Origin of the sequence: Rhizobium sp. BK591, assembly GCF_014195045.1 — a bacterium.
Taxonomy (GTDB): domain Bacteria; phylum Pseudomonadota; class Alphaproteobacteria; order Rhizobiales; family Rhizobiaceae; genus Rhizobium; species Rhizobium anhuiense.
Genome location: NZ_JACIAZ010000002.1, coordinates 417,931 through 443,659, shown reverse-complemented (window position 1 = coordinate 443,659; position 25,729 = coordinate 417,931). Strand labels below are relative to the sequence as shown.

Sequence of the window (25,729 nt, the reverse complement as noted above, 5' to 3'; positions counted from 1 at the left end):
CGATAGAGCCCGAACAGGATGATTTTGGGCCGAGCCGGCCTAAAATCTGAATCCTGTTCTACATTATATAGTTAGAGCATGATGTCGTGCGAAAACCGCACGCACTTTTCGGCATCATGCTCTAGGATAATTAATGCGGCAAATCCTTGATTTCTATTGCCGGTTTTGGGACCCGCCTCATGAAGACCATGCAGATCTATGCCTTTGACATGAACTGCGTCGGGCATATCAACCACGGCCTGTGGACGCATCCGCGCGACGGCTCAGCGCATTATACCGATCTCGACTATTGGACGGAGTTTGCCAAGACCGCCGAACGCGGCAAGCTGGACGGCATCTTCCTTGCCGATATTGTCGGCGTCTATGACATCTTCAGAGGAAGCCCGGCGCCGGTGATCACGACGGCGGCGCAGATCCCGGTCAATGATCCGCTCATTCCGATTTCGGCGATGGCCTATGTCACCAAACATCTGGGTTTTGGCGTCACCGTCAACACCACCTATGAGCCACCCTTCCTGCTGGCGCGGCGCATGTCGACGCTCGATCATCTGACCAAGGGACGGATCGGCTGGAACATCGTCACCGGTTATCTCGATAGTGCTGCCCGCAGCATGGGTTTCGACAGGCTGCCGGAACATGACGCGCGTTACGACGCAGCCGAGGAATATCTCGAGATCGTTTACAAGCTCTGGGAAGGCAGCTGGGATGACGATGCGGTGCTGCGCGACAAGGTGGGCGGCATCTATGCCGATCCCTCCAAAGTGCGCACTGTCCGTCATGACGGTCAATATTACCGGATGGAGGGCATCCATCTCTCCGAACCTTCTCCACAGCGCACGCCCCTGCTCTTCCAGGCCGGCGCCTCCGCACGCGGCCAGGACTTTGCCGCCCGGCACGCCGAATGCGTCTTCCTCGCCGGCTCAAACCCCAGGGCGATGCGGCCGACGGTGGATGCGCTGCGGGCGAAGGCCGAGGAATTCGGCCGCGGCGCCGACGCACTGAAGATCCTGAGCCTGATCACTGTTGTCGTCGGGCGGACGGAGAAGGAAGCACGGGACAGGCTGGAGGAGTATCGCCGCCATGCGAGCGTCGAGGCCTCGCTTGCGCATTACTCCGCCTCCGTAGGCATCGATTTTTCGAAATATGGGCTCGATGACGTCATCGATCAAAGCTCGACGAACGCCAATCAGTCGGCGCTTGCGGCCATCACGAAACAGGCGGCGAAGCCGGTGACGCTGCGCGACATCATCGACCAGATGATACTCGGCAGCCGGATGAAGCCGGTGGTGGGTTCGCCCGAGCAAATCGCCGATCATCTCGAGGCATGGATCGAGGAGGGCGGCATAGACGGCTTCAATCTGGCGCGGACCGTGGCGCCGGAAAGCCTGCGCGATTTCGTCGACCTGGTGGTGCCGGTGCTGCAGGAGCGCGGTCTCTTCAAGGCGGACTACGTGGAAGGACCTTTGCGGCAGAAGCTTTTCGGCGGCGGGGACGGCAGGTTGCCCGCCGCGCATCCCGCAGCCCAGTTCCGGCACTGACTATCGATGGTCCAGCTTGGCGACCAGCCGGTCGCCAAGCCACTGAATGCCGCAGACGAGGACGATGAGGACGGCCACCACCGCGATCATCACATTGGTTTCGAAGCGCTGATAGCCATAGCGGATGGCGAGATCGCCGAGACCGCCGGCGCCGATCGCGCCCGCCATCGCCGAGGCGCCGATCAGCGTCACCAGCGTGACGGTGAAGCCGGCGACGATGCCCGGCAAAGCTTCGGGCACCAGCACCTCACGGATGATCGTCCAGCGATTGCCGCCCATGGCGCGGACGGCATCGATCAGCCCGCGGTCGACCTCGCGCAACGACACTTCGGCGATGCGAGCGTAATAGGGCGTTGCGGCGATGGCGAGCGGCACGATGGCCGCCCAGGTGCCGAGCGCCGTGCCGACGATCAGCCGCGTCAGCGGGATCAGCGCCACCAGCAGGATGATGAAGGGCACCGAGCGGAAGCCGTTGATGATCCCACCGAGCACGCGATTGATCCACAGATTTTCGGCGATGCCGCCGCGCGCCGTCGCCACCAGGGCAAGGCCGAGCGGCAGGCCGGCGACGAGCGAGATCATTCCCGAGGCGACGGTCATCAGGACCGTCTCCCAAAGGGAGCGAAGAAGCAGTTCAAGCATGATCGGTGTCATAACCAAGCACGTCCACCCGGGCGGACCGGGCCGTCAGGAATTGTTCGACCTTTCCGGCAAGCGCGGGGTCGCGCATGGGAACGGCGATGAAGAACCGCGCCACCGGCTGGTTCTGGATGTGGTCGATGCCACCATGGACGAGGCGGAAGGAATGCGGCAGCGCCGCCGAGAGTTCGGCAAACAGCGCGCCCTGCGCCTGCGGCCCGGCGAGATCAACGCTGAGGATCGCCTCGCTCCCCGTCGTTGCCGACAGCCGACCGGCGATGTGATCCGGGAGCTGCGGGCGGATACCGCCGAGCAGGCTCCCGGTGATGTCAGCCTGCGGATTGGCGAAGACCGACCAGACCTGCCCTTCCTCCACGATCCGCCCGGCGTCGATGACTGCGACGCGATCGGCAATGCCGCGCACCACTTCCATCTCATGCGTGATCAGCAGAATGGTCAGCCCGAGCTTACGGTTGATATCCCTCAACAGCGCCAGGATCGACCGGGTCGTTTCCGGATCGAGTGCCGACGTCGCCTCGTCGGACAAAAGCAGTGCCGGGCGGGCCGCAAGCGCCCGAGCGATGCCGACGCGTTGTTTCTGCCCGCCGGAGAGCGATGAGGGATAGGCTTTCGCCTTGTCGGCAAGCCCGACCAGATCGAGCAGCTCATGCGCCCGTTTCAAGCGCTCGTTCTTTGCAACACCCTCGATCTTCAGCGGCAGCGCGACATTTTCCTCGACGGTCTTGGCGGAAAGCAGGTTGAAATGCTGGAAGATCATGCCGATGCGGCGGCGCAGCGGCTGCAGTTCCTGTTCTGAAAGTCCGGTGATTTCTCGGCCTTCGATGAGAATCTCGCCGCTATCGGCGCGCTCCAGGCCGTTGAGGCAACGGATCAGCGTCGATTTGCCGGCGCCGCTGCGGCCGATGATGCCGAGGATCTCACCTCTCTTCACCGTCAGCGAAATACCGTCGAGTGCTGCCGTGGTTCCGAACCGCCGCTTCACATTGGCAAGCCTCACCACGTCTTCGGCCGCCGCTTGCGGCTGTGTCTCGATCGCCGTGGTAGAAACAAAGGAATTCATGTGCTTTTCCTTACAAACACTGAAGGCGGCCCGGGCAAGGAACGCCTGGACCGCCTCTCGGCAGGGCTTAACCCCCCGCCCCGCTTCGGATCAATAGGCGCTGAGACCCGTTCCCTTGTAAACCTTGTCGAACTCGGCCTTGACGGTCTCGTTCTGATAGGAAGAGACAAGCGTCTTGACCCACTCGGCATCCTTATTGTCGGCCTTGACGGCAATGAAGTTGCGATATGGATTGTCGGCAATCGGCTCCTGCGCAATGCGCTCGGCCGGCGAAAGGCCGCTCTTCAGCGCCCAGTCGGTATTGACGACACCGGCATCCAGATCGTCGATCGAGCGGCCGACGATACCCGCGTCGAGTTCCTTGATTTCGATCTTCTTCGGATTGTCGGTGACGTCGGCGACAGTTGCGAGAATGCCGGTGCCGTCCTTCAGCTTGATCAGGCCTTCGTTCTGGAGAACGCGCAAAGCGCGGCCTTCGTTGGAGGGATCGTTCGGCACGCCGATGACGGCACCTTCCGGGATCTCGGCGACGGACTTGTACTTCTTGGTGTAGAGGCCGATCGGCCAGACGCCGGTATAACCGACGCGAGCGATGTGGTAGCCGTGCTGCTTGATCTGGTTGTCGAGATAGGGCTGGTGCTGGAAGGCGTTGGCGTCGATTTCGCCGCGCTCCAGTGCTTCATTCGGCTGCGTATAATCGTTGAAGGTGATCGTCTCGATCTTCAGGCCTTTCTTGGCCGCCTCGCTGGTGACGACGCGCCAGACGTCTTCATCCTCGCCGGCCATGATGCCGACCTTGATCGACTTGTCCTCGGCAAAGGAAGGAGCTGGTGCTGCAAAGGTGAAGAGCGCGGCAGCGGAAACGGCGACAAGAGCCGCCCGGCGCGAAAGGTGGAAGTCGTGAAGATTTTTATTCTTGGTCATTTTATATCCCGTCTGACTGAGTGAGGCCATGCGCCCCGACCAGGCCGATCATGGCAAATGCGCGCATCGGTAGCGAAGCACGATTGTCCGATGTGGAGGAAAGGTCGGAAAAACTCTTGCCCTGCCATTGGTATCGGCAGGATAAATTTCCATCAAATTTGTGGATTATGACGACGTGAGAAGGGTGGTCCAAAAACGAAAACGGCGCCTCCGCGGCGCCGTTTCAAGCCTATCCCTAACTCTTCATTCGGCGGCGATAAGCGCCTGATTCCGGCTGGGAAAGAAGGCCGAGAGCTCACCGATAACCTCCCCGATCCGCTTGGAAAGCGGTTCGGATGAGACACGGTAATCGGTGAAGTCACGGTCGGACGCGTAAACGGCGGTCGGCAGCGTGTGAGACATGAAGAAACCGAAGAGCGGACGGAGCTGGTGCTCGACCATCAGCGCATGCCGGTCGCCGCCGCCGGTCGCAGTGATGATGATCGGCTTGGCGCGCAGCTCATGCGGGTCGATCAGGTCGATCAGATGCTTGAAGAGGCCGGGATAGCTGCCCTTGTACGTTGGCGCTCCGATGACCAGCACGTCGGCATTGACGATGTCGTCTATGACCTCCTTGGCACGGCTGTCGAGATCGTCACGCCGCAGCGCCTGGCCAAGTGAGGGGCCGACATCGGTCAGGTCGTAGATGGTGTTGTCGAAGCCGTATTTCTCGCCGGCGAGGCCGGCAACGTTTTCGACGAGCGCGAAGGTCTTCGAGGGGCGGTTGAAGCTACCCGCAAGGCCGACCAGTTTGTGAGCAGACATGCCATTTCCTTCCAATATCGTGCCGAAACCGATGTCATTCTCCAACGAATATTATCTATAAAAATAGTGGATTAAAGGAATGGTGATCCCTCTTCCCCATATGAGGAGAAAAATACGTTCGTGCCTGTCGCGATAGCGACGTGTGAACCGCATGATGCGTCGAGCCGGAATACTCTAGGCCGATTTCTGCTTGGGTATGCGCGGAAGGAAGACCGTCAGGAGACCGAGCAGCGGCAGGTAGGAGCAGATCCGGTAGACGAAATCGATGCCGTGGGTATCGGCGAAATCGCCGAGCAGCGCAGCACCAAGCCCCCCCGCCCCGAAGGCGAAGCCGAAGAAGACGCCGGCAATCAGCCCGACGCGCCCGGGCACCAGTTCCTGCGCGAAGACGACGATCGCCGAGAAGGCCGAAGCGAAGATCAGGCCGATGACGATGCTGAGCACGCCCGTCCAGAGGAGATTCGCATAAGGAAGCAGGAGCGCGAAGGGAATGACGCCCAGGATCGAGAACCAGATGACGAACCGCGCACCGAAGCGATCGCCGATCGGCCCACCGAGGAATGTGCCGACGGCGACCGAGCCGAGGAACAGGAAGAGCATCAGCTGTGCCTGCTGCACGCTGAGCTCGAACTTGTCGATGACATAGAAGGTAAAGTAGCTCGACACGCTCGCCATGTAGACATTCTTCGTCGCCGTCAGCAGCACGAGGATCAGCAGCGCCCAGACGACCCTGTTCTGCGGCAGCGGCAGGGCCCGGCTCACCGCCGGTTTGCTGGCATTCTGACGTCGGTGGCTCATGTACCAGGTGCCCACCCAGCTCAGCACGACCATGCCGACCATGGCGATGGCGGCAAACCAGGAGACGCTGTGTTGCCCGAGCGGCAGCACGATGAAGGCGGCGAGCAGTGGACCGATCGCCTGGCCGGCATTGCCGCCGACCTGGAAGAAGGACTGCGCGAAACCGTGGCGACCGCCGGAGGCCAGACGGGCGACGCGCGAGGATTCCGGATGGAAGACGGCTGAGCCAAACCCGATCAGGCTTGCGGCAACCAGCAGCAGCGCGAAACTGCCGGCGTTGCCGAGCAGGATGAGGCCGCAGAAGGTGCTCGCCATGCCGACCGGCAGCGAATAGGGCATCGGCCAGCGGTCGGTGACAATGCCGACCAGCGGCTGCAACAGCGAAGCGGTGACCTGGAACGTCATGGTGAGGAGGCCGATCTGCACAAAATCGAGATCGTAATTCGCCTTGAACAGCGGATAGAGCGAGGCGAGCAGCGATTGCATGATGTCGTTCAGCATGTGGCAGAAGCTGACCGCCATGAGGATAGACATCGTTGTTTTTTCGAAACGGGGCGCGCCTTCGGCAACCGTTGCCATCAATATTCCTCCTGCACAGGCCGGTCGGTGCCGTGCCGCGTCTTTTTTCGATGGATTTTAGGCGATCGGGGCTGGGAAGACTATCGAGCGGCGGTCGCTGAATTGCATTTAGCGTAAGCTGGGCGGCAATCACAGCCCAGTTTTATCGGGATTGGTACGGCTTTTGTTTGATTTGCCCTTTTGTCGACCGATTCCAGCGTGGCTTTATGTCTTTCCGGACGGGGGCTTTCATATCACAGTCAGTCGCGATCATCGCATATTGGGTACGCTATATGAAAACAACCATGGAAAACCGAAGCGGGGAATACTACAGCTGCGCCGATTGAAAATGCGATCGAGGCTGAAAACACGCGATGAATGTCAAGACACCGAATGCAATAGACAGCTATGTCGGAGCGCGCATAAGAATGCGTCGGCAGTTGCTCGGGATGAGCCAGGAACGGCTTGCCGAGCAGATCGGCGTAACCTTTCAGCAGGTTCAGAAATACGAGAAGGGCATCAACCGCATCGGCGCGAGCCGCCTGCAGCGGATCGCCGATGTGCTCCACACCTCGGTAAGTTTCTTTTTCGAACAGGAGAATTCCGAGCCGTTGACGCTGCAAGGGCTGGATCTGTCGGCGAATTCCGATCCGGTCGCCGAATTCCTGCGAACGAAGGAAGGATTGGTGCTGAATCGCGCCTTTCTGAAGATCGCCGACCGCAATATCCGCGAAACGGTCATCGCATTGGTGAAGGCGATGGCGCAGGCAGAAAGTCACGGTGTGACATTGGGCGCCTCCATAGCGGACGTCACTCTTCCGCTCGGAGAATAGCTGGGCATATCGGCAGGCAATAACCGCATGAAGCGCTTGGTTATTGCGAGCCGTCGCCTTTGCGTCGCCTCCGGCTGACCATCATGCCGCCGACGATGAGGACGATTCCGGTCGCGTTCGCCCAAAACGACGTTGGAACGGCGCTGATATAATCAAGCGCCACCCCTGTCACCATCTGGCCACCGATGATCAGCAGAGCCGAATTGACCGCGCCTATGCGCGCAATCGCCCAACTGCCCGCCGCCACAAAAACAACACCGATGGAGCCGCCCAGATAGGCATACCAAGGCGCCTCGGCGGCGCCTGCAGGAAGCAGGCCCCCGACGAAGAGACCGAGGCATGTGAGAACGGCAAAGCCTATGGCATGATTCCAGAAGGATGCGATCAGCGGCGTGGTGGATATGCTCAACCGCCCATTGAGCTGGCGGCTGAGACCGACGAGCGCGCCGCCGAGGCACGCCAGGAGAATGAATAGTGTCACGCCGCACCTCGTCCAAACAGGATGATGAGCGCACCCCCGGTGACGACCAGGCCGAGTGCTACGATGTCTCGCATATCTGGACGCCGCTTCGGCAGACCGAACAGTCCCCAACTGTCGGCCGCAACGCTGAAGGCGACCTGGCCTGCCAAACCCAAGGCCAAGGTGCCGGAGAGCCCGAGCGGCGAGTTGACCGCGGTCGAGGTCAGAATGACCGTTGCCGCGCCGGATATCCCACCGAAGTAAGCCCACCAAGGCGCGTTGGGGGCTTTTCCCACCGTCGGCCTGCGCCGGCGGTGGACCAGCAAGAGAAGAATGACGGCTGCGATGATGCCTGTGCCATGAGCGGTCCAGGAGGAGAACAGGGGATTGCCATAATGGGCCAATTCCCCGTTGAAGTGCACCATGAACGTCAGGAGCCCACCCGTGGCAAAAGCACCGATGAAATAGATGGGATGCGAATTACGCGCTGCTTCGGTGGTCATTGCGGATCCTGTCAAAGAATCGATTGCGCCCGATATTTTTCAAATTGCCACTAAGGCCATTCATCGGCATTTTCAGCAAGATGATTAGCACCGTGTGTCTCTCGGATCGGCCCTCCTTGATGGCGCTGATGAAGCTCGTTTCGATCGACGCGACCCATTTAATCCGAACAATGGTTTTACAATGCCAGATGCCACGTCCGAGGACCTCGATGGTCCAGACGACCCTGCAATACCACGGACCGGATTGTCGGAAATCCTCGCGCCCGGCCTTTCCGTGGTTTTCTGCGGATTGAATCCGGCTCTGTCCGCAGTTCGCGACGGACATAATTTCTCGAACCCGAGCAACCGTTTTTGGCGGGTCTTGCATCTGGCTGGATTTACGCCGCGCTTGCTGCGAGCAGATGAAGAGCGCGCGTTGCTGCAATATGGCTGTGGCCTGACGTCCGCGGTTTCACGCCCGACGAAAAGCGCAGGCGAGCTTAAGAAGCAGGATTACCTCAGCGCAGCACCTGCTCTGGAAAGCAAGATACGAACGTTTGCGCCGGCCAATCTGGCCTTTCTTGGAAAGGCTGCATATGCGGCAATCAGTCTTCGAGCCAATGTCGAATGGGGTCGGCAAGCCGAGGAATTTGCCGGCGCCGTCGTCTGGTTGTTGCCAAATCCGAGTGGCCTCAACAGAGCCTTCACCTTGACGACATTGACCGAACGCTATCTCGAGCTGAGAGCGACGCTCAAGCCATCATAATGCCTGGACGAATGCGCTGACGCGCCCTTCCAGCAGATGGCTAATGGCCTAGTGTCATCATTGCCTTGCATGGAGGATGAGATGCTGCTCAAGGGCGAACGAACCTTCGTGGTGCGGGATGCGGGAGGTTTCGTCGCGCACGTCAACATGCCGGGCTGGTTGACGCCGAAGCCGACCGATCACGGCCATGGCCCCCTCGCCATGATCGTAGAATCCATCCTCGATCCCGGTCGCCTGATCGCGATGCATGAGCATAGAAATGACGAGATCATTTCCTGGGTGCCCGAAGGCGTCATGCGTCACGACGACAAGGCTGCAGGCCGACTGGTGATCGACCGCGACCATCTCATGGTGATGAATGCCGGAGCAAGCTTTTGGCATTCCGAAGAAACGCTGGCATCCGATCCGCCTCTGCGGATGCTGCAAATCCTCATTCGCCCTCGCGCCATCGACCTCGAACCGAAGGTCCAACACGGACCGGTGCCAGTTGCCGCGGCAAACACCTGGCGACACCTGGTCGGGCCGGAAGCGGAGGGCGCGCCCTTCTATGTCCGCAGCACGATCGACGTCTTCGATATGCGGCTGGACGCGGGCGCAAGGGTGGAATTTCCGCGCAAGCAAGGCCGAGACCTCTATTTCTATGTCTTCAGCGGTTGTGTCGTCGCCGATAAGCAGACATTCGCCGAAGGCGAGCAGGGGCTGCATTTATTGGATGACAAGCTCGAAGTAGAGGCGCAGAGTGCAAGCATGTTGGTCGCGTTTCTGCTCGATCCGAACGCAGCGATCACCAGGCAGGGAACTGTCGGCGACCACAAGAAGATCCCACCGGCAATCCTCATTCGCGCGTTCCTGCGATGGAGGAAATTCCGCCAGATGTGGCGTCGTCATCTTTCGCATCGCCGCTCGAACACCGAAAAGGCGATATAAATGGAACAAGGATGCCCCTAACGGGTTTCGAACCTTAGCGTTCAATAGGAGGAGCATTTCATGCCTACGGTTGCCGCGACACCCATCACCCCGCCTGACCAGCATGTTGTCACAGCGCGCGAAGCCATCGAGCCGCTTTATGAGAAGCTCGAGCTGCAAACCGAATCGCTGGTCCTCGCTGCGGCGCTGGAAGCGGGCTGGCCTCCCGAGGAGGCAACCGAGGCACTGGCAGCACTCAGGCTACAGGACGCACTTTCCACCCTTGGACGAACGACTTAGCCGATAAGCCCATTATTCAAAGCGGATCGGCGAGAAAGTTTCTGCAGTGATCCCCTCCTGACGCAGGGCTGCCGGAATCGGGGTTTCCAGAAGCAGCGACGACGCGAGCGCAGCGACCGCTGGCGAACTTTGAATACCGAACCCGCCGAGCCCGGCCAGCCAAAAGAAGCCCGGCGCCCGCTTTGAGGCACCGATGACCGGCAGCCGGTCCGGTGCGAAGGTGCGCAGGCCCGCCCAACTATGGGAGATCCGATGGATTTCGAGCTTGGTGCAGTCGCTCAGATACTGCGCCGCCTGGGCGATATCCAATTCTTCCGGCCAGGCGTCATGCGGGGTGACCGGCGTCTCATCCGCCGGACTAACCAGGAGGCGGCCCGCATCCGGTTTGAAGTAGAAATCCTCGTCGATTTCGTTGATTTCGGGCATGGCCGAAACATCGTAACCCTCAACTGGCACGGTGATGGCGGTTCGGCGATAAGGCACCAGGCCGAGAGGCGTCGCGCCGAAATGGAGCGCCACGGGATCGGCCCAGCCGCCCGCCGCGTTCACCACTGTCGTGGCCAGCAGATCGGCGCCGTTCGTCTCCAGCCGCCATGCCGATCCTTCCATTCGGGCGCCCGTCACCTCGGCGTTGCGGCGCAGGTCGGCCCCGGCGTGTCGCGCCGATTTCAGATAGGACTGCAGCAGGCTGTCGACCTCGATGTCCCAGCAATCCGGGTCATAGAGCGCAGCCGCGACCCAGTCGGGGTCGAGAAACGGGACCAGCGCCAGCGCATCGGCAACCGTGAGCAATTGAAGCGGCCGGGCCATGGGCGCGCTTTTGTTGCGCTCGGCTTCGAAGATGTGATGGAGATGCCCGGCCTTCTCGGCCTGGGCAATGCAGAGGTTTCCGCGCGGCCGGATGAGCGGCAGGTCGCAGAACCCATCCGGAGGCGTCTGGAGAAATCCGGCGCTCGCCCGGATCAGCCGCCCCGCGCCTTCGGACTGGAAGCGCAGCGAGAATTCCGCCGCCGAGCGGCCGGTGGAATGATAGCCCCATGCCTCCTCCCGCTCCAGCAGCACGACCGAACGGCGATTGCCGATGGTATGTGCCAGTGCGGCGCCGACGATGCCGCCGCCGATGATGGCAATGTCAAAATGTTCAGCCATTGATTGGATCCAGTGGAAAAATTGGGCGTCGAATATTGCGGTAGTTGCGGCGGGTGAGATCCGGCGAGCATAATCCGCCGGCATCGGTCACCAGGATCTCACTTGCGAGCGGGGCGAAGGCGCCGCGGAAATGATGCATGGATTTCACCGCCAGGACCGCCTTCGCCGTCGGTTCGATGCCGAGCGCGCGGAAGATGTTGGCGTCGAGCATCTGTTGGTTTTCAGATGCGATCAGCACCTCTATCCCGCCGACCCGGAAAGAAACGGAGCGGCCGATCGTGCCGGGAAGGCCGGTGAACATCGGTCCTTCAAAAGTAAAGGCCCCATCGGAGACGGCCGCAACAGTGCCAGTGACTTCGATCGGCCCACCGCCCATGCTCGGATCCGTCTTGCCGCCGAGCAATACCGTGCATTCTGCGTCGACACCTGCGGATGCCAGCAGGTCAGCCGCCTCCGGGTCGTAGAGCACACCGAGAGCAATATTGCCCAGCCCTGCGTCAAGCAGTGCAGACAACAATGTCGTGCTGTCGCCATAGCCGCCTGAGCCCGGGTTGTCGGAGAAGTCGGCCACCACGACCGGCTTGTCGGTGGATTTGTGCGCCTTCAGCCGGGCGATACACTCCCAGAGAGGGATCGGCCGGGCCCAGTCGTCGCGGAAGTCCCATATCCGCGCGCAGATCCTGTCGGCAGTTGCTTGAGCCGTGACGGCGGAGACGATCTTTGCGTCGTAATTTACGAGAACGCTCGGGCCTGCCGCCCAGACATCGGCATCGGTGAAACCGGCGTTGACGGAGACGTTGAGGATGCCCGGCGTCATCATTTCCAGCGCTGCATCTTCCAGCAGCCGGCACATCGGCCCGTCCTGCGTCGTTCGTCCGTCGTCACAGCCGACCAGCATCGCCGGCCGGGCGATGAGCAGGCGCGGCGCCGTCTCGCCTGCCATTGCCGCATGAAGCAGCGTGCAGGCCTCGCGTCCGCGCTCACGCATGTCGACATGAGGGTAGGTCCTGAAGCTTACCGCGATATCGGCAAGCCCTGCCATTGCATCGAAGATATTGGCATGCAGATCGAGCGTCACCGCAATCGGGAGATCGGCCCCTACCACCGAACGGATGGCGGCGAGAAACTGGCTCTCTCCATCCTCGGATGTCTCGGTGACCATCGCGCCGTGGAGTGCGACGAAAATCCCGTCGATCGGCCCGGCCGTTTCAAGGCCGTGAACGACATCTGCGGTAATCGTGCGGCGCGCGGCTTCGGTGACCGTGCCGCCCGGCTGAGCATGAGCGGCAAGAATCGGCACAACCTCCCAACCCCTCGCCTCGGCCAGATCGAGGGCGCCGCCAATCTCGGAATTGGTGCCGCGCATCTTCGTGACAATCTCGACACCTTGGAAATAGCGACTGGCATGGAAGGCCTCGATCGGGGTCGAGCGAATGGTGAAGGTGTTTCCTTCGTGAGAGAATTCGATCAGAGCGACGCGAAAGCCCATCTTATACTCCTTGCCGGCCTGCCGCGCGGGCGCAGATATATTCCAGGATCAGCGAGGCGCCCAGGAGCGCTGTCACGCCGGTCGGATCATAGGGTGGCGCCACCTCGACGAGGTCCATGCCGACGAAATTGACATCCGTCGTCCGGCGCAGGATCGAAAGGATCTCGTGCGGCGCCAGTCCGTCGACGACCGGGGTGCCTGTGCCGGGAGCAAAGGCAGGATCGAGGCAGTCGATGTCGATGCTCAGATAGGTGGGCCTGTCACCCACCACTTCGCGCAGGCGAGCAAGGGCACCCTGCCAACCATGTTCGTGCAGCCAGTCACGGTAGAGCACGGTGATCGAGTCGGTATGGTCGTAATGGGTGCGGATACCGATTTGGATTGCGTGAGCGGGGTCGATCAATCCATCGCACATTGCATGATGCACGAATGTGCCATGGTCGAATTCCTTGCTCGCCTGCGTGTCACGGTGGGCGTCGAACTGGACATAGGCGAGCTTCCCGTGCCGCTCGGCATGGGCCTTCAAGGCGGTGAAAGTGGTGCTGTGATCGCCGCCCAGCATGACCGTTCCGGCCCCCTCCTCGACGATCCGGCGGGCGAATTCCACCGCGTTTTCCAGCATCTTTTGTGGCTGCCCGCGCCGGAACGGCACGTCGCCAGCGTCCACCACCGAGAGCCGGTCGAAGGGGTCGAAACCCCAGGGCCAGACCTCGCCCCAGGCCAACTGGGTCGAGGCTTCGCGTAGCGCGGACGGGCCGAAGCGTGCACCCGAGCGGCCGGAGGTCGCCAGATCGAAGGGAATGCCATAGACGACAAGATCGACGCCGGTGAAATCCAGGCTGGGACGGCGCCGAAGGAAGGTGCGGATGCCGGAATAAGGCATTTCCACATAGGTCCCGTCCGGACCGGGCGCGGTCTGGAACACACCTTCATGGCCGAAGATGCTCTGATTGGATTGTATTTTCATTTCAAACTGTTCCTGCGAAATGTAGCCATCGGTTGCGACCCTCGAGGCGGCGCCAGAGCGCTTCGATCAGGAGGACGACGGCCAGATAGTTAAGCGCCGCCACGTAGAAGACGGTGAGGTCGAAGCTCTGGGCGTAAAGGGATCGCGCCTGGCCCATGATATCGGGCACGGTGATCACGCTGACGATGGCCGAGGCCTTGAGCAGCAGCACCAGTTCATTGCCGATGGTCGGCAGCATCCGTGCCGTGGCGATCGGCAGCACGATCTTGCGGAAAATCTGCACGGTCGAAAGGCCGAGCACCCGCCCTGCCTCGATCGTCCCTCGCGGCACGGCCTGGATACCGCCGCGCAAAATTTCCGCCTGATAGGCCGCGGAATTGAGCGCGAAGGCGAGGAGGCCGCAATAGAACGCATCGCGAAAGAACCACCAAAGGCCAATATCCCGCAGTTCGCGGCTGAAGGAGCCAAGGCCATAATAGATCAGAAAAACCTGAACCAGCAGCGGCGTGCCGCGCATGAGGTAGATATATCCATAGGCCATGCCGGAGATTGTCCGGTTGCGACTGAGCCGGGCCAGTGCGAGTGGCAGCGCCAAGCTGAAGCCCATGAGCGCGCTCAGCAATGTAAGCGTAACCGTATTCTGAAGCCCTTGCGCCCATAGGGCGAGATTGTCGGTGAGAAGCGTCAGCATCTTCTAACGCCCCCTACCGCGAGGAGCCGTGCGTCGTTCCAACAGCGCCTGACCGATGCCCGAGAGCAAAGCAAGCGCGACGTAGATCAGGGCGAGCACGGTATAGAAGAAGAACGGCTTCTTGGTCGTCGAGATCGCCATATTGGTGTAACGGACGAGGTCGTTCACCGCTATGATCGAAACCAGCGACGTATCCTTCAGAAGGATCAGCCACAGATTGCCGAAAGCGGGAATGCAATGCCGCCACATCTGGGGGAGGACGACCAGGAAGAAGGCCTGTCTCCGGTGCAGGCCCAGCGATGCCGCCGCCTCTGCCTGTCCCCTGCCGACCGCCTGATAGGCGGCACGGACGACTTCGCTGCCGAGTGCGCTGAAAACGAGCGTCAGCGCCACCACGCCAGCCGCAAAGGCATTGAGTGAAATGCTGGCGTTCGGGAAAGCGAGATGCACCACCCAGTCAATGAGCACTTGGAGCTGGTAGTAGATGATGACGAGGGTCAACAGCTCGGGCAGACTGCGAAAGACTGTCGTGCTGGCGAACGCCAACCAGCGGGCTATCGGGCTGCGGGCGTTTTTGCCCCAAGCCAGCAGGAAGGATAGGACCAGGGCCAGCGGAGCGGTGGCGAAGGCGAGTGCGAGTGTTACACTCAGGCCTCGCAGCAACTCGTCTCCCCAGCCCTCGTCGCTGAATAACAGCAGTGAGATGAACTCCATCGCGAATTATCTTCCGATTGCTTGGCGGGCTGGCTGGACGCTGACTGTGTGGCGTCCAACCTGGTTGCGGACTACCTGAAGATTTCGCCGGCGAGCTTCGGTTGTGTCATGATGTCGAATTTGAAGTAGCGCGCGCGAATCTTGCCATAGGTGCCGTTGGCCTGGATCTCGGCCAGCGCGTCGTTCAGCCGCTTCAGCAGCGCCTCATCGTCCTTGCGGACGGCAATCCCGGTGCCCTTCATGCCGTCATCGCCGAAGGCCTCTCCGACGAAATCACAGCAGGCGCCGCTGTCCTTGGCGAGCCAATCCGCCAGCACGAACTGGCTGGCCAGGACCAGATCAAGCCTTTGATTGTCGAGGTCGAGCAGAGCGTCATCGAGCTTGGGATAAAGCTTCACCTCTGCTTCGGGGAAATATTGCTTGAGGATCGCGACCTCGGTCGTGCCTGATTGGGTGCCGACCACCAGCCCTTTCAAATCGGCTGGCAGCGCGTTCTTCAGTCCCGAATCCTTGGAGGCGACGAAGCGGTCGGGGTTGAAATAGTAGGGAGCAGTGAAACTGATTACCTTCGCGCGTTCAGTGGTGATCGCCATCGAGGAGAGGATGGCGTCGAATTTCTTGGCATTCAGCGCCGGGATGATCCCATCCCAATCGGTGGACACCCATTCGCACTTCACCTTCATCGCCTCGCACAGCGCGTTGCCGATGTCGATATCGAAGCCGTTCAGATTGCCGGCGCTGTCAAAATACTCGAACGGTGGGTAATAGCCCTCAGTTCCCATTCGGACGACACCGTCTTCCGCCGCCGCATTGGTCGCGGCGGCAGCGGCAATCAGGGCGAGGATTCTAAGATATCGCATGGCGGTCTCCTGTTGATGGGTGCGGGCTTTGCTCCGAGGGCGGTTCAGGATTCCGGAAGATGGTGAATATTGAAAATTCTTATTTCTTCTTCTAGAAATAAATTTCGCTTATGGAGACATGCCAGATGGTCGACTTCGTCCGGCAACTTGACTGGAACCTGCTGCACACTTTCATGATCGTGGCGCAGGAACGGAGCATGACGCGGGCCGCCGACGTGATGCACCGCACCCAGCCGGCGATCAGCCAGGGGATCAAGCGGCTTGAGGAAACGGCCGGCACTAAGCTTCTGGAACGCAGTCGTACCGGCCTGATACCAACGCCCGCGGGCGAAATGCTGCTCGAACAGGTCCGATCGATTTTCGCTACGATTTCCCGCTTGCCGGTCGGTTTCGAAGCGGCGCCGGCGGCGTTGTCCGGCAGGTTGAAGATCGCCATGATCGACCAAGTGGTGAACGAGACCTTGGATCGTGCGCTGACGTCTTTCTTCGCACGGTATCCAGGCGTGGATCTGGAAATCACAGTGAGCACCACGGCGGCCATCATCCGTGCCGTAGAACTCGGCCATTGTACCTTCGGTATCTCGGACGGGGTGATTCCGGATTTCCTGGCTTCCCGCGAGTTGATGCGAGAGAGGTTCGGCCTGTTTTGCGGCGCAATCCACCGGCTGGCTGGCCGCAGGGACCTGACCGTCGCACAACTGCGTGCCGAACCATTTATCGGCTTCACCGCAGATGTGCTCGGCGGCACGCACATGGGCGATGTCACCGCCTACCGCGCCAGCGCCTCGATCGGTCAACGGGTACGGGGTCAGTCGAGCTATGTCAGCGAGATACGGCGGATGATCGAATGCGGCCTCGGAATAGGCTTCCTGCCGCTGCATCTCGCCGAACCGTATGTCGACCAGGGAAAGTTGTGGCGCCTGCCGCCCTATCGGGACGAGCCCTGCGCATCGGCCTATGTCGTCACCAATCCGCAAATCGGGCTCTCGGTGCCCGAGACGTTGTTCCTGAAGGAGCTTTCGAAGATCGATTTCGGACTCTGAGCTATGCTTTGCAATATATCGTTACAGCCATGAATTGATCATGAATTATCGTGCTCCATGGTTGCCGCGCCGTCGTGCCGGCACGAGCCCTGATATCCGCTTTCAAATACCGTTTGGTGATCGCAGTTCGTAGAGCACGTGAGGGCGCAACGGATGCCCTTCGGCCAAATTGGGATGATCGAAGTCACCGATCCGGTTCATTCCCAATCGCCTCATCAAACCCCAGGAACTGCTGTTTGCGGGCACCGTGAAGCTGACGATGCGGTCAAGTTTCAGATCGTTGAAGGCAAAATCCAGAGACCGTTCCGCGGCCTCGCGCGCGTATCCGGCGCCGTGCCGCGACGCTGAAAGCCGCCAGCCGATTTCGACTGCCGGGGCAAACGGCAAAGCCGGCGAAACATTGTTGAGGCCGCAGAGGCCGATCAATGCGCCGCCTGCCTTCTCCTCCAGCGCCCAGAACCCCCAGCCATGATCCTCGAAGTGACGGTCGATGCGGTCGAGCATCGCATCCGACTGTTCATCTGTCAGAGGATTGAGATATCGGACGACGTCGGGTTCGGCGTTGATCGCAGCAAAGGGTTTGCGATCCTCCTGCCGCCAGGGTCTCAAGATCAGTCGTTCGCTTTCGAGCCTCATCGTCCCTCCGCGACAGCTCCTACCAGAGCGTCATATGACGGTTGACGTCCTTGTAGAGCAGGTAGCGGAACCGGCCGGGCCCACCGGCGTAACATGCCTGCGGGCAGAAGGAGCGCAACCACATGAAGTCGCCGGCCTCGACCTCGACCCAATCCTGGTTCAAGCGATAGACCGCCTTGCCTTCCAGCACATAGAGACCATGCTCCATGACATGGGTTTCCATGAAGGGGATCACGGCACCCGGCTCCAACGTCACGATATTCACGTGCATGTCGTAGCGGACATCGGCCGGATCGATGAACCGGGTCGTCCCCCAGCGGCCATCGGTGTCGGGCATTGCCGAGATGGCGTGCTCGTCCTCATGCGTGAAGATCGCCGGCGGCGGTTCCAGCCCGTCGACCGCCTGAAAGGCCTTTCGAATCCAGTGGAATTTTGCCGCGGTCGAACCGTCGTTTTTCAGGCGCCAGACTGAACCTGCCGGAAGATAGGCGAACGAGCCGCTGCGAAGTGCATGGCTGACGCCGTCGAGTTCCACCGTGATGTCGCCCTCGACGACGAACAGAACCGCTTCGGCCCGCTTGTCGGGCTCCGGCCGATCGCTTCCGCCGCCCGGCTGGACCTCCATCACATATTGCGAAAAGGTCTCGGAGAAGCCGGAGAGCGGCCGGGAGAGAACCCATGCCCGCGTCCCCGTCCAATGGGGAAGGACGCTGGTGACGATGTCGGTCATGACGCTGCGCGGAATGACTGCATAGGCTGTGGTGAAGACGGCCTTGCTGGAAAGCAGCTCGGTTTGCGGCGGCAGTCCGCCGAGTTTGGAATAATAATCTCTGTTCATCGGTCCAGGCTTCGCGGCTTTTGATTGTGCATCTGCTTTATGCGCCGTTGCCGCGTTAGGCAACTCCCAATGGGTCGAGCGGCGCCCTCCGAGCTCGGGGCTCGAAAAGCGCGGGTGCTATAACCTACCGATCGGCCATCACCAGATGTCCCGGTCCGACCTCGCGATAGGAGGCGTTCGCCGGCTGATAGTCGACCGGGCGCATCGGGCTCTTGATCTCGTCATTCGCCACCATCCGCTTTTCATGGCGGCGGTCGGGATCGGGCACGGGCACCGCCGCAATGAGCTTTTTCGTATATGGATGCTGCGGATTTTCAAAGACCGCGGCCCGTGGGCCGATCTCGACGATCTCGCCGAGATACATCACCGCCACCCGGTGGCTGACGCGTTCGACGACCGCCATGTCGTGCGAGATGAACAGGAAGGCGAGGTTCAGGCTCTGCTGCAAATCGAGCATCAGGTTGATGACCTGCGCCTTGATCGAGACGTCGAGCGCCGAGACGCTTTCGTCGGCGACGATGACCTTCGGCCGCAAGGCGAGCGCGCGGGCGATGCAGATGCGCTGGCGTTGGCCGCCGGAAAACTCATGCGGATAACGCGCGGCCATATCCGCCGACAGACCGACCTTCATCAGCAGATCAGCGACGACGTCCTTTGCCTGTTTCGCATTGCCCATCTTATGTTCGAGGTAGGGTTCGGCGATCGCAGCACCGACTGTCATGCGCGGATTGAGGCTGGCAAAGGGATCCTGGAAGATCATCTGCACGGATTTGCGCATCTCGCGCAGATCCTTTTTGTCGAGGCCGAGCACCTCCCTGCCCTCGACGAGAACGGAACCGGCCTGCGGTTCGATGAGACGCATGATGGCGCGGCCGGTCGTCGATTTGCCGCAGCCGGATTCGCCGACGAGCGACAGCGTCTCGCCGGCATGAAGATCGAAGGAGACGTTTTCGACCGCGTGCACCCGGCTGGTCAACTGGCCGAACAGGCCGGTATGAATGTCGAAGCGCTTGGTGAGGTTCTTCACCTCAAGGACCGGCATTGCAGCGACGGTATCGGCGGCCTCGGCGGGAACGTCCGATTCTCCCGTTGCCGTGTTGACCACCGGAAAGCGCAGGGGCCTTTGCCTGCCTTGCATCGAGCCAAGCACCGGCACGGCGGATAGCAGCGCCCGGGTATAGGGGTGTTTGCCGCGGTGGAAGATATCGGCGGTGGCGCCGCTTTCGACTTGCTCGCCGCGATACATCACCACCGTCCTGTCGGCGATTTCGGCGACGACGCCCATGTCATGGGTGATGAACAGAACCGAGGTCCCCTCCTCGTCCTGCAGCATCTTGATGAGATCGAGGATCTGGCCCTGGATCGTCACGTCGAGCGCCGTCGTCGGCTCGTCGGCGATCAACAGTTTCGGCCGGCTGGCGAGCGCCATGGCGATCATCACCCGCTGGCGCATGCCGCCGGAGAAACGATGCGGATATTCGCCGAAGCGCGAGGCGGCCGAGGGAATGCGGACCTTTTCCAGCAGCCGGATGGTCTCGGCTTTGGCGTCCGCCTTGCTCATATCGGAATGGCAGAGCAGCGCCTCGGAAATCTGATCGCCGATGGTGAAAAGCGGATTGAGCGATGTCATCGGCTCCTGGAAGATCATCGCCACCTCATTGCCGCGCACCTGCCGCATGGCATTTTCCGGCAATGCCAGCAGGTCACGTCCGCCGAGCATGACCCGGCCCTCGACGCGGCTCGTCTCCGCCTGCAGCAGCCGCATGATCGAGAGCGAGGTGACGCTCTTGCCCGAGCCGGATTCGCCGACGATCGCCACCGTCTCACCCGGCGCCACGGTGAAGGAGACGTCGCGCACGACCGGTTTCCAGACGCCATCCACCAGAAAGGACGTCGTCAGCCTGTCGACGGCAAGAACGTCGGTCGTCGTCTGGATCGGTTGCGCTTGGACGTTGGCCATGTCTGCTCCTCTACGGTTCAATCCGGCCAGCGCAGCAGCCCGTCGAAGCGGTGCTTGCTGCGGTTTTCGATCGGCGTTGCGATGATCTCGTTGGAGGCGCGCGCCTTGTCGAGTTCCTGCGCCAGGCGCTCGGCGACGATCTTCTCCTCGCCCGGATGCAGATTGCACGGATCGAGGTAGAAATAGCGGTGCTCCACTTCGTGATCGCGCACGATGATCGGCGGGCTGCCCTTGGCAAGCGCATCGGCCAGATCCCAGGCAGTGATATGCGCCTGCTCGGGATCGATGATCAGGCGCAGCCGATCGAGCGGATTGTTGGTCGGGTCGGGTTCGATCAGCGTGGTGAGGCCAGGGCGGCCGTCGAGCGTGCGCTTCCACAGGTTGAGATAGCTGGTTTCGCGCTCCCGGATGCCGGCATGGTCGCGGTTCTCCCAGGCTTCGAGTGCCGCCATGACGCCGAAAATGCTCTCCTTGCCGACCTTCATGCCGCGGCCGATGCCCATGTTCTGCAGGAAGGCATGACGCACCAGCTCCTTCTTGCCGGCAACGATGCCCGTAGTCGGACCGCCGAGGAATTTGTGGCCGGAGTAAAGGGCGATATCGGCGCCCTGCTTCAGGAAAATCTTCAGATCATATTCCGAAGCCGCATCGACGATGACGGGCACGCCCTTGGCATGGGCGATCTCGACGAATTCCTTCAGGTTCAAAAGTCCGTAATCGACGACATGGTGCGAGACGACGTAGACGGCGGCTGCGGTCTTGTCGGTGATGGCGTTTTCCATGTGGAAACGATGTGTCGAGGTCGCCTGGCCGACAAGCACGACCTTGCCGCCGGCCAGCCGGATCGCCTGGTCGACGGGTGCGCCATAGCTGACCACATGGCCCATCTGCACCAGCACTTCGTTCTTCTCCGGTACGACATCCGGCAGCCTCTCGATCGCCAGCAGATTGTTGCCGGTGATTGCCCCGGCAACAGCCAGCGAAATGCCGGCCGAGCAGGAAGCGGTGACGAAGCCCGCCTCGCCGCCGGTCAGCCGGGCGATGACGCCGCTTGCCTTGCGCTGCAGGTCGTTGATCTCGACGAAGTGCGGCAGGATCGATGCCATCGCCTCGATCGCTTCCGGCACGACGATCGAGGCGCCGAGGCTCGTCATCGTGCCGGATACGTTGATGACAGGGCGAAGACCGATTGATGGTCTCATATCAGTGGACATGAAGTTCTCCAGAATTCTGGGGCGGGTAGCGGGATAAGATGGGACGCTACTCCAAATATGAAAGTTCTCGTCAGCCGTGCAAGGCGACGATCGCCTCGATCTCGACGGTGATGTTGCCGGGCAGCGAGCCGAAGCCGACGGCCGAGCGGGCATGTTCGCCGGCCGGCCCGAAGACTGCGATCAACAGATCCGAGCAGCCGTTGATGACGCTCGGATGATCCTCGAACTCGGGCACGGCATTGACCATGCCGAGCAGTTTGACCACCCGCTTGACACGGGAGAGATCACCCAGCGCCTCCTGCATGACGGCAAGCAGATTGATGCCGGTCAGCCGCGCATGGCCATAGGCCTCGTCGACACTGATGCCGCCGCCGACCTTGCCGGCATGCAGGAAACCGTCAGCCTCGCGCGGTCCCTGACCGGAGAGATAAAGCATATTACCTTCGAGCACATGCGTGACGAAATTGGCGATCGGCGGCGGTGGCGGCGGAAGCGTTATGCCGAGGGCGGCAAGCCGCTCGTAAGGCGAGTTCTCGACCTTGCCGGCGGCGGTGGGAAACTGATTCACGCAAACTCCTGTCATGCAATTTTCGATTTGGCGAATTGGAATAGGCCGACCCACGGTCGGCGGATTAGAGATCCTTGCGAAGTCTTGGATCGAGCATGTCCCTCAGGCCATCGCCAACCATCTGCAGCGACAGCACCGAGAGGATGATGGCGATGCCGGGAAACAGCGTCATCCAATCGGCCTGGCCGATATATTGCCGGCCGGCGGCGATCATCGTTCCCCAGGTCGGGATCTCAGGGCTGACGCCGAGGCCGAGGAAAGACAGGCCGGCTTCGGCAAGCATGGCGCTGGCGAAGAGGAATGTGGCCTGCACGAGGATCGGCGACAGCAGATTGCGCAGCACATGCCGCGTCATGATATGGAAGGTCGAAATGCCAAGCGCCCTCGCCGCCTCGACATAGGGCAGTTCGCGAATAACCAGCGTCGACGCGCGGACGATGCGGGCAAGGCGCGGCGCATAGACGATCGACAGCGCGATGATCACGGTTGTCAGAGAGGGACCGAGGGCTGCGACGAGCGCGATCGCCAGCAGAATATCCGGAAACGCCATCATCGCGTCGATCAGCCGGGCGATCGGTGTGTCGAGCTTCTGGAAGAAACCGGCCAGTAGCCCGAGCGTCACGCCGATCACGGCCGAGAGCGTCACGACCGCAACACCGACGAGCAGCGACAGGCGGCCGGCGAAGATCGTGCGCGAAAAGACATCGCGGCCGAACTCGTCCGTGCCGAAGAAGAACATGCCGCTCGGCGGCTTCAGCCGGTTGACGATGGAAAGCTTCGACGGCGAATAGGGCGCGACGACAGGTGCGAAGACCGCCAGAAGCACGAAGATCGTCAGGATCAAGAGGCCGCAGGCGACCGTCTTGCGTTTCAGCAGGCGCCGGAGGAATTTGCTGCGCTCGCCCGCGACGGCTGATTTGATTGCGATATCGGCCATCAGTAGCGCACCCTCGGATCGATCAGCAGATAGAGCATGTCGATCGCAAAATTGATCAGCACGTAGAGCGCGGCGATGACGAGCAGCGCGCCCTGGATGACCGGATAATCGCGGCGCAGCACCGCCGAGACGACGAGATTGCCGACACCCGGCAGGCCGAACACGGTCTCGGTGACGACGGCGCCCGAAATCAGCACCGCCGCCGTCAGGCCGATCACCGTCAGGATCGGGATCAGCGCATTTTTCAGCGCGTGCTTGAGGATCACCCGACGCTCGATCAGCCCCTTGGCGCGCGCCGTGCGGATATAATCGTCGCCGAGCACATCGAGCATCGAGGCGCGGGTGAAGCGCAGGATCAGCGCCGAGGAGACAATGCCGAGCGCGAAGGCCGGCAGCGTCAGATGATACATGCGGTCGAAGAAGGTCGAGCCGGGACCGCCATAACCTGAAACCGGGAAGAGGTTGAGCCGGACGGCGAAAAACTGCATCAGGATGAGGCCGAGCCAGAAGCTTGGAATGCTGGCGGCAAACATGGCGAGTGTCGTTGCCGCCTGGTCGACGAAGGAGCCGCGACGATAGGCGGCATAGATGCCGATCGGAAGGGCGATGACGCTGGCGATGGCAAGCGAGAACAGCGTCAGGAAGAAGGTCGGCTCGGCGCGGTCGAGCAGGGCCGAGGTGACAGGCATGTTGAGGAAGATCGACTGGCCGAGATCGCCCTTCAGCAGCTGGCCGATATAATAGACATATTGCAGGCCGAGCGATTGATCGAGGCCGAGCCGGGATCGGAGGTCGGCAATATCCTGCGGCGTTGCATCCGGCCCGAGCATGACGGCGGCCGGATCTCCCGGCGTCACGCGCACGATGACGAAGACGATCGTGACGACGAGAAACATCACGACGATCATGCCGAACAGGCGCTGGAGGATGTAGCGTATCATGAATGCCTGGCCTTAAGCCTTTGCGGATGCGGCAGAAAAGACGATCGGTACCGGCCGCGGAAGGCCGGTACCGGTGGCGATGTTTACTTCTTGATCGAAGCATTCCAGAAATACGGCCACGGCGCCGGATCGACGCCTTCGAGCTTGGTCGACTCGGCCGAGACGGCGTTGAAGTCGCCGATCTTCATGAAGGGTGCGTCGGCATAGACGGCTTTCTGGACATCGGCCCAGAGCGCCACGCGCTTCTTCGGATCGACTTCCGAGGTGAAGGCATCGACGGCGGCCTTGCGGGCCGGCGTATCCCACCAGCCGGGCGAGCTGGTCGAGAGCGAGCCGATGAGGGCCGGCTCCGGCAGGAAGGGGCTATGGGTGATGTAGATATCCCAGAGCTTCGGATCGGCGCGGCGCTGCGTCAGCGTCGCCCAGTCCACCACCTGCATATCGACGGTGAAGCCGGCAAGCTTCAGATATTCGGCGGCGACCTGCGCCATCTTGTAGTGGAACTCGTACTGGCGGCTGGTCAGGATGCGGATCGGTTCGCCATTGTAGCCGGCCTTCTTGGCGGCAGCCGCCGCCCCTTCCGGATCGGCGACGTTATAGGCGCCCTCGACGCCGGCATCCGTCGACCAGGCAAAGGTCTTCGGATAGATGGCGCCGTCGAGCGCGTAGAAATCCGTGCTGCCGAAAGCCGCGGCCAGCATGTCTTCCATGCTGAGCGCCTGGCGGATGGCCTTGCGCACTTCGACGTTCTTGTTGATGCCCTCGGCCGTGTTGAAGACGAAGACGGGATAACCGAAGGGCTTCAGGATGATCGGCTGCGAGGCGGTGGAGGCCTTCAGCTTGTCGTAGGATTCGACAGGGATCGAGTCGACATAATCATACTGGCCGGAAACGGCGGCCTCGACGCGGGTGTTCGGATCCGGCACCGGCACGAAGCGGATCTCATCGAGATATTGATGGCGGGCGCCGCCGTAACCATTGCTGTCGCCTTCGCGGGACTTGTAACCGTCGAAGCGGACGAGCTGGATATACTGGTCGGCCTTGCGCTCCTTCAGCATATAGGGACCGGTGCCGATGAATTCCTTCATCGGTTCGTCCTGCTTTTCGGCGGGGATGATGATCGCGGCCGAATTGTTGAAGGCGAGCAGCGAGGTCAGCGGCGCATAGGGCTGCTTCAGCGTGATCGTGACCGTCGCCGGATCGACGGCGGTGATCTTGTCGATGAAACCGGCCACCTGCTTGCCGCGCGAGGCGATCTTCATCCAGCGGCCAAGCGAGGCGACGACATCGTCCGAGGTCATGTCGCTATTGTCGTGGAACTTGATGCCGGTCCTGAGCTTGATCGTATAGGTTTTGCCGTCGGCGCTGATCTCGGGCAGGCTTTCGGCCAGCAGCGGCGTGACGTTCCAGCTCTTGTCGAACGTATAGAGCGTTTCGAAAATATGCTGCGTGACGATGCCGACCAGATCGGCCGTCGACGACATCGGATCGAGCGTCGGCGGCTCGCCGATCGTCGCGACGTTGATGACGCCGCCCTTTTCCTGAGCAAGGAGCGTCGAAGGCAGGGCGACGAGCGCAGTGCCGAGCAGGAATGCGACCAGTGTTTTCATGCGAGATCTCCCGATTTAGTTCC

The 25,729-nt window shown here is 61.2% G+C and carries 27 protein-coding genes; 6 read left to right on the top strand and 21 right to left on the bottom strand.

Annotation, left to right across the window (positions count from 1 at the left end; genetic code table 11):
* The first annotated feature begins 179 nt into the window (after nt 1-179).
* The gene (locus FHX10_RS09170; RefSeq protein WP_097594818.1) at nt 180-1,538 is read left to right on the top strand and encodes an LLM class flavin-dependent oxidoreductase; all 1,359 of its coding nucleotides are present in this window, start codon (nt 180-182) and stop codon (nt 1,536-1,538) included.
* Here the strand turns inward: FHX10_RS09170 and FHX10_RS09165 are convergent, their stop codons facing one another.
* The 5 genes from FHX10_RS09165 to FHX10_RS09145 form a co-directional block, all read right to left on the bottom strand.
* Nucleotides 1,539-2,192 carry a methionine ABC transporter permease gene (locus FHX10_RS09165; protein WP_097594819.1) on the bottom strand — a complete coding sequence of 218 codons (654 nt, stop codon included), beginning with the start codon at nt 2,190-2,192 and terminating at the stop codon, nt 1,539-1,541.
* Nucleotides 2,173-3,258, bottom strand: coding sequence for a methionine ABC transporter ATP-binding protein (locus tag FHX10_RS09160; RefSeq protein ID WP_184389263.1), 1,086 nt, complete (start codon nt 3,256-3,258; stop codon nt 2,173-2,175). The genes FHX10_RS09165 and FHX10_RS09160 overlap by 20 nt, the downstream gene beginning before the upstream one ends.
* Before the next feature lie 90 nt (nt 3,259-3,348).
* Nucleotides 3,349-4,182, bottom strand: coding sequence for a MetQ/NlpA family lipoprotein (locus FHX10_RS09155; protein ID WP_047613490.1), 834 nt, complete (start codon nt 4,180-4,182; stop codon nt 3,349-3,351).
* Nucleotides 4,183-4,425: 243 nt separating this feature from the next.
* Nucleotides 4,426-4,986, bottom strand: coding sequence for an FMN reductase (gene msuE / locus FHX10_RS09150; protein WP_047613488.1), 561 nt, complete (start codon nt 4,984-4,986; stop codon nt 4,426-4,428).
* A gap of 174 nt (nt 4,987-5,160) precedes the next feature.
* The gene (locus FHX10_RS09145) at nt 5,161-6,363 is read right to left on the bottom strand and encodes an MFS transporter (protein WP_047614933.1); all 1,203 of its coding nucleotides are present in this window, start codon (nt 6,361-6,363) and stop codon (nt 5,161-5,163) included.
* A gap of 353 nt (nt 6,364-6,716) precedes the next feature.
* Here FHX10_RS09145 and FHX10_RS09140 point away from each other — a divergent pair, with 353 nt between their 5' ends.
* Nucleotides 6,717-7,175 (top strand): helix-turn-helix domain-containing protein, encoded by a 459-nt coding sequence (locus FHX10_RS09140; protein WP_047613041.1) that lies wholly within the window; start codon nt 6,717-6,719, stop codon nt 7,173-7,175.
* A gap of 40 nt (nt 7,176-7,215) precedes the next feature.
* Here FHX10_RS09140 and FHX10_RS09135 read toward each other — a convergent pair whose 3' ends face one another.
* The gene (locus tag FHX10_RS09135) at nt 7,216-7,656 is read right to left on the bottom strand and encodes a DMT family transporter (protein ID WP_047613040.1); all 441 of its coding nucleotides are present in this window, start codon (nt 7,654-7,656) and stop codon (nt 7,216-7,218) included.
* A complete protein-coding gene (locus tag FHX10_RS09130; protein WP_063476070.1) occupies nt 7,653-8,138 on the bottom strand; it encodes a DMT family transporter in 486 nt (161 codons plus the stop codon). The genes FHX10_RS09135 and FHX10_RS09130 overlap by 4 nt, the downstream gene beginning before the upstream one ends.
* A 181-nt stretch (nt 8,139-8,319) precedes the next feature.
* Between FHX10_RS09130 and mug the strand changes: the two genes are divergently transcribed.
* From mug to FHX10_RS09115, 3 genes are all read left to right on the top strand, one after another.
* Nucleotides 8,320-8,883, top strand: a complete 564-nt coding sequence (gene mug, locus FHX10_RS09125; RefSeq protein WP_047613036.1) for a G/U mismatch-specific DNA glycosylase — start codon at nt 8,320-8,322, stop codon at nt 8,881-8,883.
* 81 nt (nt 8,884-8,964) lie between these two features.
* Nucleotides 8,965-9,810, top strand: a complete 846-nt coding sequence (locus FHX10_RS09120; protein WP_047613487.1) for a pirin family protein — start codon at nt 8,965-8,967, stop codon at nt 9,808-9,810.
* Nucleotides 9,811-9,870: 60 nt separating this feature from the next.
* Entirely contained in the window at nt 9,871-10,089 is a 219-nt protein-coding gene (locus tag FHX10_RS09115; protein ID WP_047613034.1) for a hypothetical protein, read from the top strand.
* Nucleotides 10,090-10,101: 12 nt separating this feature from the next.
* On the opposite strand, the gene FHX10_RS09110 is transcribed toward FHX10_RS09115, so the two are convergent.
* From FHX10_RS09110 to FHX10_RS09085, 6 genes are all read right to left on the bottom strand, one after another.
* Complete coding sequence (locus FHX10_RS09110; protein WP_097594822.1) at nt 10,102-11,238, bottom strand: NAD(P)/FAD-dependent oxidoreductase; 1,137 nt, start codon at nt 11,236-11,238, stop codon at nt 10,102-10,104.
* Entirely contained in the window at nt 11,231-12,727 is a 1,497-nt protein-coding gene (locus FHX10_RS09105; protein WP_097594823.1) for a M81 family metallopeptidase, read from the bottom strand. Before FHX10_RS09105 ends, FHX10_RS09110 begins: the two co-directional genes overlap by 8 nt.
* A gap of 1 nt (nt 12,728) precedes the next feature.
* Nucleotides 12,729-13,694, bottom strand: coding sequence for an agmatinase (gene speB, locus FHX10_RS09100; protein WP_097594824.1), 966 nt, complete (start codon nt 13,692-13,694; stop codon nt 12,729-12,731).
* A 1-nt stretch (nt 13,695) separates the two neighbouring features.
* The gene (locus FHX10_RS09095) at nt 13,696-14,385 is read right to left on the bottom strand and encodes an ABC transporter permease (RefSeq protein ID WP_047613028.1); all 690 of its coding nucleotides are present in this window, start codon (nt 14,383-14,385) and stop codon (nt 13,696-13,698) included.
* A 3-nt stretch (nt 14,386-14,388) separates the two neighbouring features.
* Nucleotides 14,389-15,099 carry an ABC transporter permease gene (locus FHX10_RS09090; RefSeq protein ID WP_047613026.1) on the bottom strand — a complete coding sequence of 237 codons (711 nt, stop codon included), beginning with the start codon at nt 15,097-15,099 and terminating at the stop codon, nt 14,389-14,391.
* A 71-nt stretch (nt 15,100-15,170) separates the two neighbouring features.
* On the bottom strand, nt 15,171-15,959 hold the full coding sequence (locus FHX10_RS09085) for a transporter substrate-binding domain-containing protein (RefSeq protein ID WP_047613024.1): 789 nt from the start codon (nt 15,957-15,959) through the stop codon (nt 15,171-15,173).
* Between the two features lie 125 nt (nt 15,960-16,084).
* Here FHX10_RS09085 and FHX10_RS09080 point away from each other — a divergent pair, with 125 nt between their 5' ends.
* Nucleotides 16,085-17,002, top strand: a complete 918-nt coding sequence (locus tag FHX10_RS09080) for a LysR family transcriptional regulator (RefSeq protein ID WP_049809800.1) — start codon at nt 16,085-16,087, stop codon at nt 17,000-17,002.
* Between the two features lie 102 nt (nt 17,003-17,104).
* On the opposite strand, the gene FHX10_RS09075 is transcribed toward FHX10_RS09080, so the two are convergent.
* The 8 genes from FHX10_RS09075 to FHX10_RS09040 all read right to left on the bottom strand — a co-directional run bounded on the left by FHX10_RS09075 (nt 17,105) and on the right by FHX10_RS09040 (nt 25,706).
* Nucleotides 17,105-17,638 carry a GNAT family N-acetyltransferase gene (locus tag FHX10_RS09075; RefSeq protein WP_025554435.1) on the bottom strand — a complete coding sequence of 178 codons (534 nt, stop codon included), beginning with the start codon at nt 17,636-17,638 and terminating at the stop codon, nt 17,105-17,107.
* A gap of 19 nt (nt 17,639-17,657) precedes the next feature.
* Nucleotides 17,658-18,476, bottom strand: coding sequence for a bifunctional allantoicase/(S)-ureidoglycine aminohydrolase (locus tag FHX10_RS09070; protein WP_025554437.1), 819 nt, complete (start codon nt 18,474-18,476; stop codon nt 17,658-17,660).
* 124 nt (nt 18,477-18,600) lie between these two features.
* Nucleotides 18,601-20,436 (bottom strand): ABC transporter ATP-binding protein, encoded by a 1,836-nt coding sequence (locus FHX10_RS09065; protein WP_184389260.1) that lies wholly within the window; start codon nt 20,434-20,436, stop codon nt 18,601-18,603.
* A 17-nt stretch (nt 20,437-20,453) separates the two neighbouring features.
* Nucleotides 20,454-21,650, bottom strand: coding sequence for an aminotransferase class V-fold PLP-dependent enzyme (locus FHX10_RS09060; RefSeq protein ID WP_025554439.1), 1,197 nt, complete (start codon nt 21,648-21,650; stop codon nt 20,454-20,456).
* Nucleotides 21,651-21,720: 70 nt separating this feature from the next.
* Nucleotides 21,721-22,233: a RidA family protein gene (locus FHX10_RS09055; protein WP_029723068.1), complete on the bottom strand. Its 513-nt coding sequence runs from the start codon at nt 22,231-22,233 to the stop codon at nt 21,721-21,723.
* 49 nt (nt 22,234-22,282) lie between these two features.
* Nucleotides 22,283-23,155 (bottom strand): ABC transporter permease, encoded by an 873-nt coding sequence (locus FHX10_RS09050; protein ID WP_184389257.1) that lies wholly within the window; start codon nt 23,153-23,155, stop codon nt 22,283-22,285.
* Complete coding sequence (locus FHX10_RS09045) at nt 23,155-24,096, bottom strand: ABC transporter permease (RefSeq protein WP_025554445.1); 942 nt, start codon at nt 24,094-24,096, stop codon at nt 23,155-23,157. Before FHX10_RS09045 ends, FHX10_RS09050 begins: the two co-directional genes overlap by 1 nt.
* 83 nt (nt 24,097-24,179) lie before the next feature.
* A complete protein-coding gene (locus FHX10_RS09040; RefSeq protein ID WP_025554447.1) occupies nt 24,180-25,706 on the bottom strand; it encodes an ABC transporter substrate-binding protein in 1,527 nt (508 codons plus the stop codon).
* Nucleotides 25,707-25,729: the final 23 nt, after the last annotated feature.

Coding starts and splice junctions, on each gene's coding strand:
- FHX10_RS09080 (WP_049809800.1), top strand. CDS start 16,085: ATGGTCGACTTCGTCCGGCAACTTGACTGGAACCTGCTGCACACTTTC.
- FHX10_RS09140 (WP_047613041.1), top strand. CDS start 6,717: ATGAATGTCAAGACACCGAATGCAATAGACAGCTATGTCGGAGCGCGC.
- FHX10_RS09105 (WP_097594823.1), bottom strand. CDS start 12,727: ATGGGCTTTCGCGTCGCTCTGATCGAATTCTCTCACGAAGGAAACACC.
- msuE (WP_047613488.1), bottom strand. CDS start 4,986: ATGTCTGCTCACAAACTGGTCGGCCTTGCGGGTAGCTTCAACCGCCCC.
- FHX10_RS09060 (WP_025554439.1), bottom strand. CDS start 21,650: ATGTCCACTGATATGAGACCATCAATCGGTCTTCGCCCTGTCATCAAC.
- FHX10_RS09055 (WP_029723068.1), bottom strand. CDS start 22,233: ATGACAGGAGTTTGCGTGAATCAGTTTCCCACCGCCGCCGGCAAGGTC.
- speB (WP_097594824.1), bottom strand. CDS start 13,694: ATGAAAATACAATCCAATCAGAGCATCTTCGGCCATGAAGGTGTGTTC.
- FHX10_RS09160 (WP_184389263.1), bottom strand. CDS start 3,258: ATGAATTCCTTTGTTTCTACCACGGCGATCGAGACACAGCCGCAAGCG.
- FHX10_RS09085 (WP_047613024.1), bottom strand. CDS start 15,959: ATGCGATATCTTAGAATCCTCGCCCTGATTGCCGCTGCCGCCGCGACC.
- FHX10_RS09115 (WP_047613034.1), top strand. CDS start 9,871: ATGCCTACGGTTGCCGCGACACCCATCACCCCGCCTGACCAGCATGTT.
- FHX10_RS09045 (WP_025554445.1), bottom strand. CDS start 24,096: ATGATACGCTACATCCTCCAGCGCCTGTTCGGCATGATCGTCGTGATG.
- FHX10_RS09065 (WP_184389260.1), bottom strand. CDS start 20,436: ATGGCCAACGTCCAAGCGCAACCGATCCAGACGACGACCGACGTTCTT.
- FHX10_RS09070 (WP_025554437.1), bottom strand. CDS start 18,476: ATGAACAGAGATTATTATTCCAAACTCGGCGGACTGCCGCCGCAAACC.
- FHX10_RS09075 (WP_025554435.1), bottom strand. CDS start 17,638: ATGAGGCTCGAAAGCGAACGACTGATCTTGAGACCCTGGCGGCAGGAG.
- FHX10_RS09120 (WP_047613487.1), top strand. CDS start 8,965: ATGCTGCTCAAGGGCGAACGAACCTTCGTGGTGCGGGATGCGGGAGGT.
- FHX10_RS09040 (WP_025554447.1), bottom strand. CDS start 25,706: ATGAAAACACTGGTCGCATTCCTGCTCGGCACTGCGCTCGTCGCCCTG.
- FHX10_RS09130 (WP_063476070.1), bottom strand. CDS start 8,138: ATGACCACCGAAGCAGCGCGTAATTCGCATCCCATCTATTTCATCGGT.
- FHX10_RS09145 (WP_047614933.1), bottom strand. CDS start 6,363: ATGGCAACGGTTGCCGAAGGCGCGCCCCGTTTCGAAAAAACAACGATG.
- FHX10_RS09110 (WP_097594822.1), bottom strand. CDS start 11,238: ATGGCTGAACATTTTGACATTGCCATCATCGGCGGCGGCATCGTCGGC.
- FHX10_RS09095 (WP_047613028.1), bottom strand. CDS start 14,385: ATGCTGACGCTTCTCACCGACAATCTCGCCCTATGGGCGCAAGGGCTT.
- FHX10_RS09155 (WP_047613490.1), bottom strand. CDS start 4,182: ATGACCAAGAATAAAAATCTTCACGACTTCCACCTTTCGCGCCGGGCG.
- FHX10_RS09050 (WP_184389257.1), bottom strand. CDS start 23,155: ATGGCCGATATCGCAATCAAATCAGCCGTCGCGGGCGAGCGCAGCAAA.
- FHX10_RS09170 (WP_097594818.1), top strand. CDS start 180: ATGAAGACCATGCAGATCTATGCCTTTGACATGAACTGCGTCGGGCAT.
- FHX10_RS09090 (WP_047613026.1), bottom strand. CDS start 15,099: ATGGAGTTCATCTCACTGCTGTTATTCAGCGACGAGGGCTGGGGAGAC.
- mug (WP_047613036.1), top strand. CDS start 8,320: ATGCCAGATGCCACGTCCGAGGACCTCGATGGTCCAGACGACCCTGCA.
- FHX10_RS09165 (WP_097594819.1), bottom strand. CDS start 2,192: ATGACACCGATCATGCTTGAACTGCTTCTTCGCTCCCTTTGGGAGACG.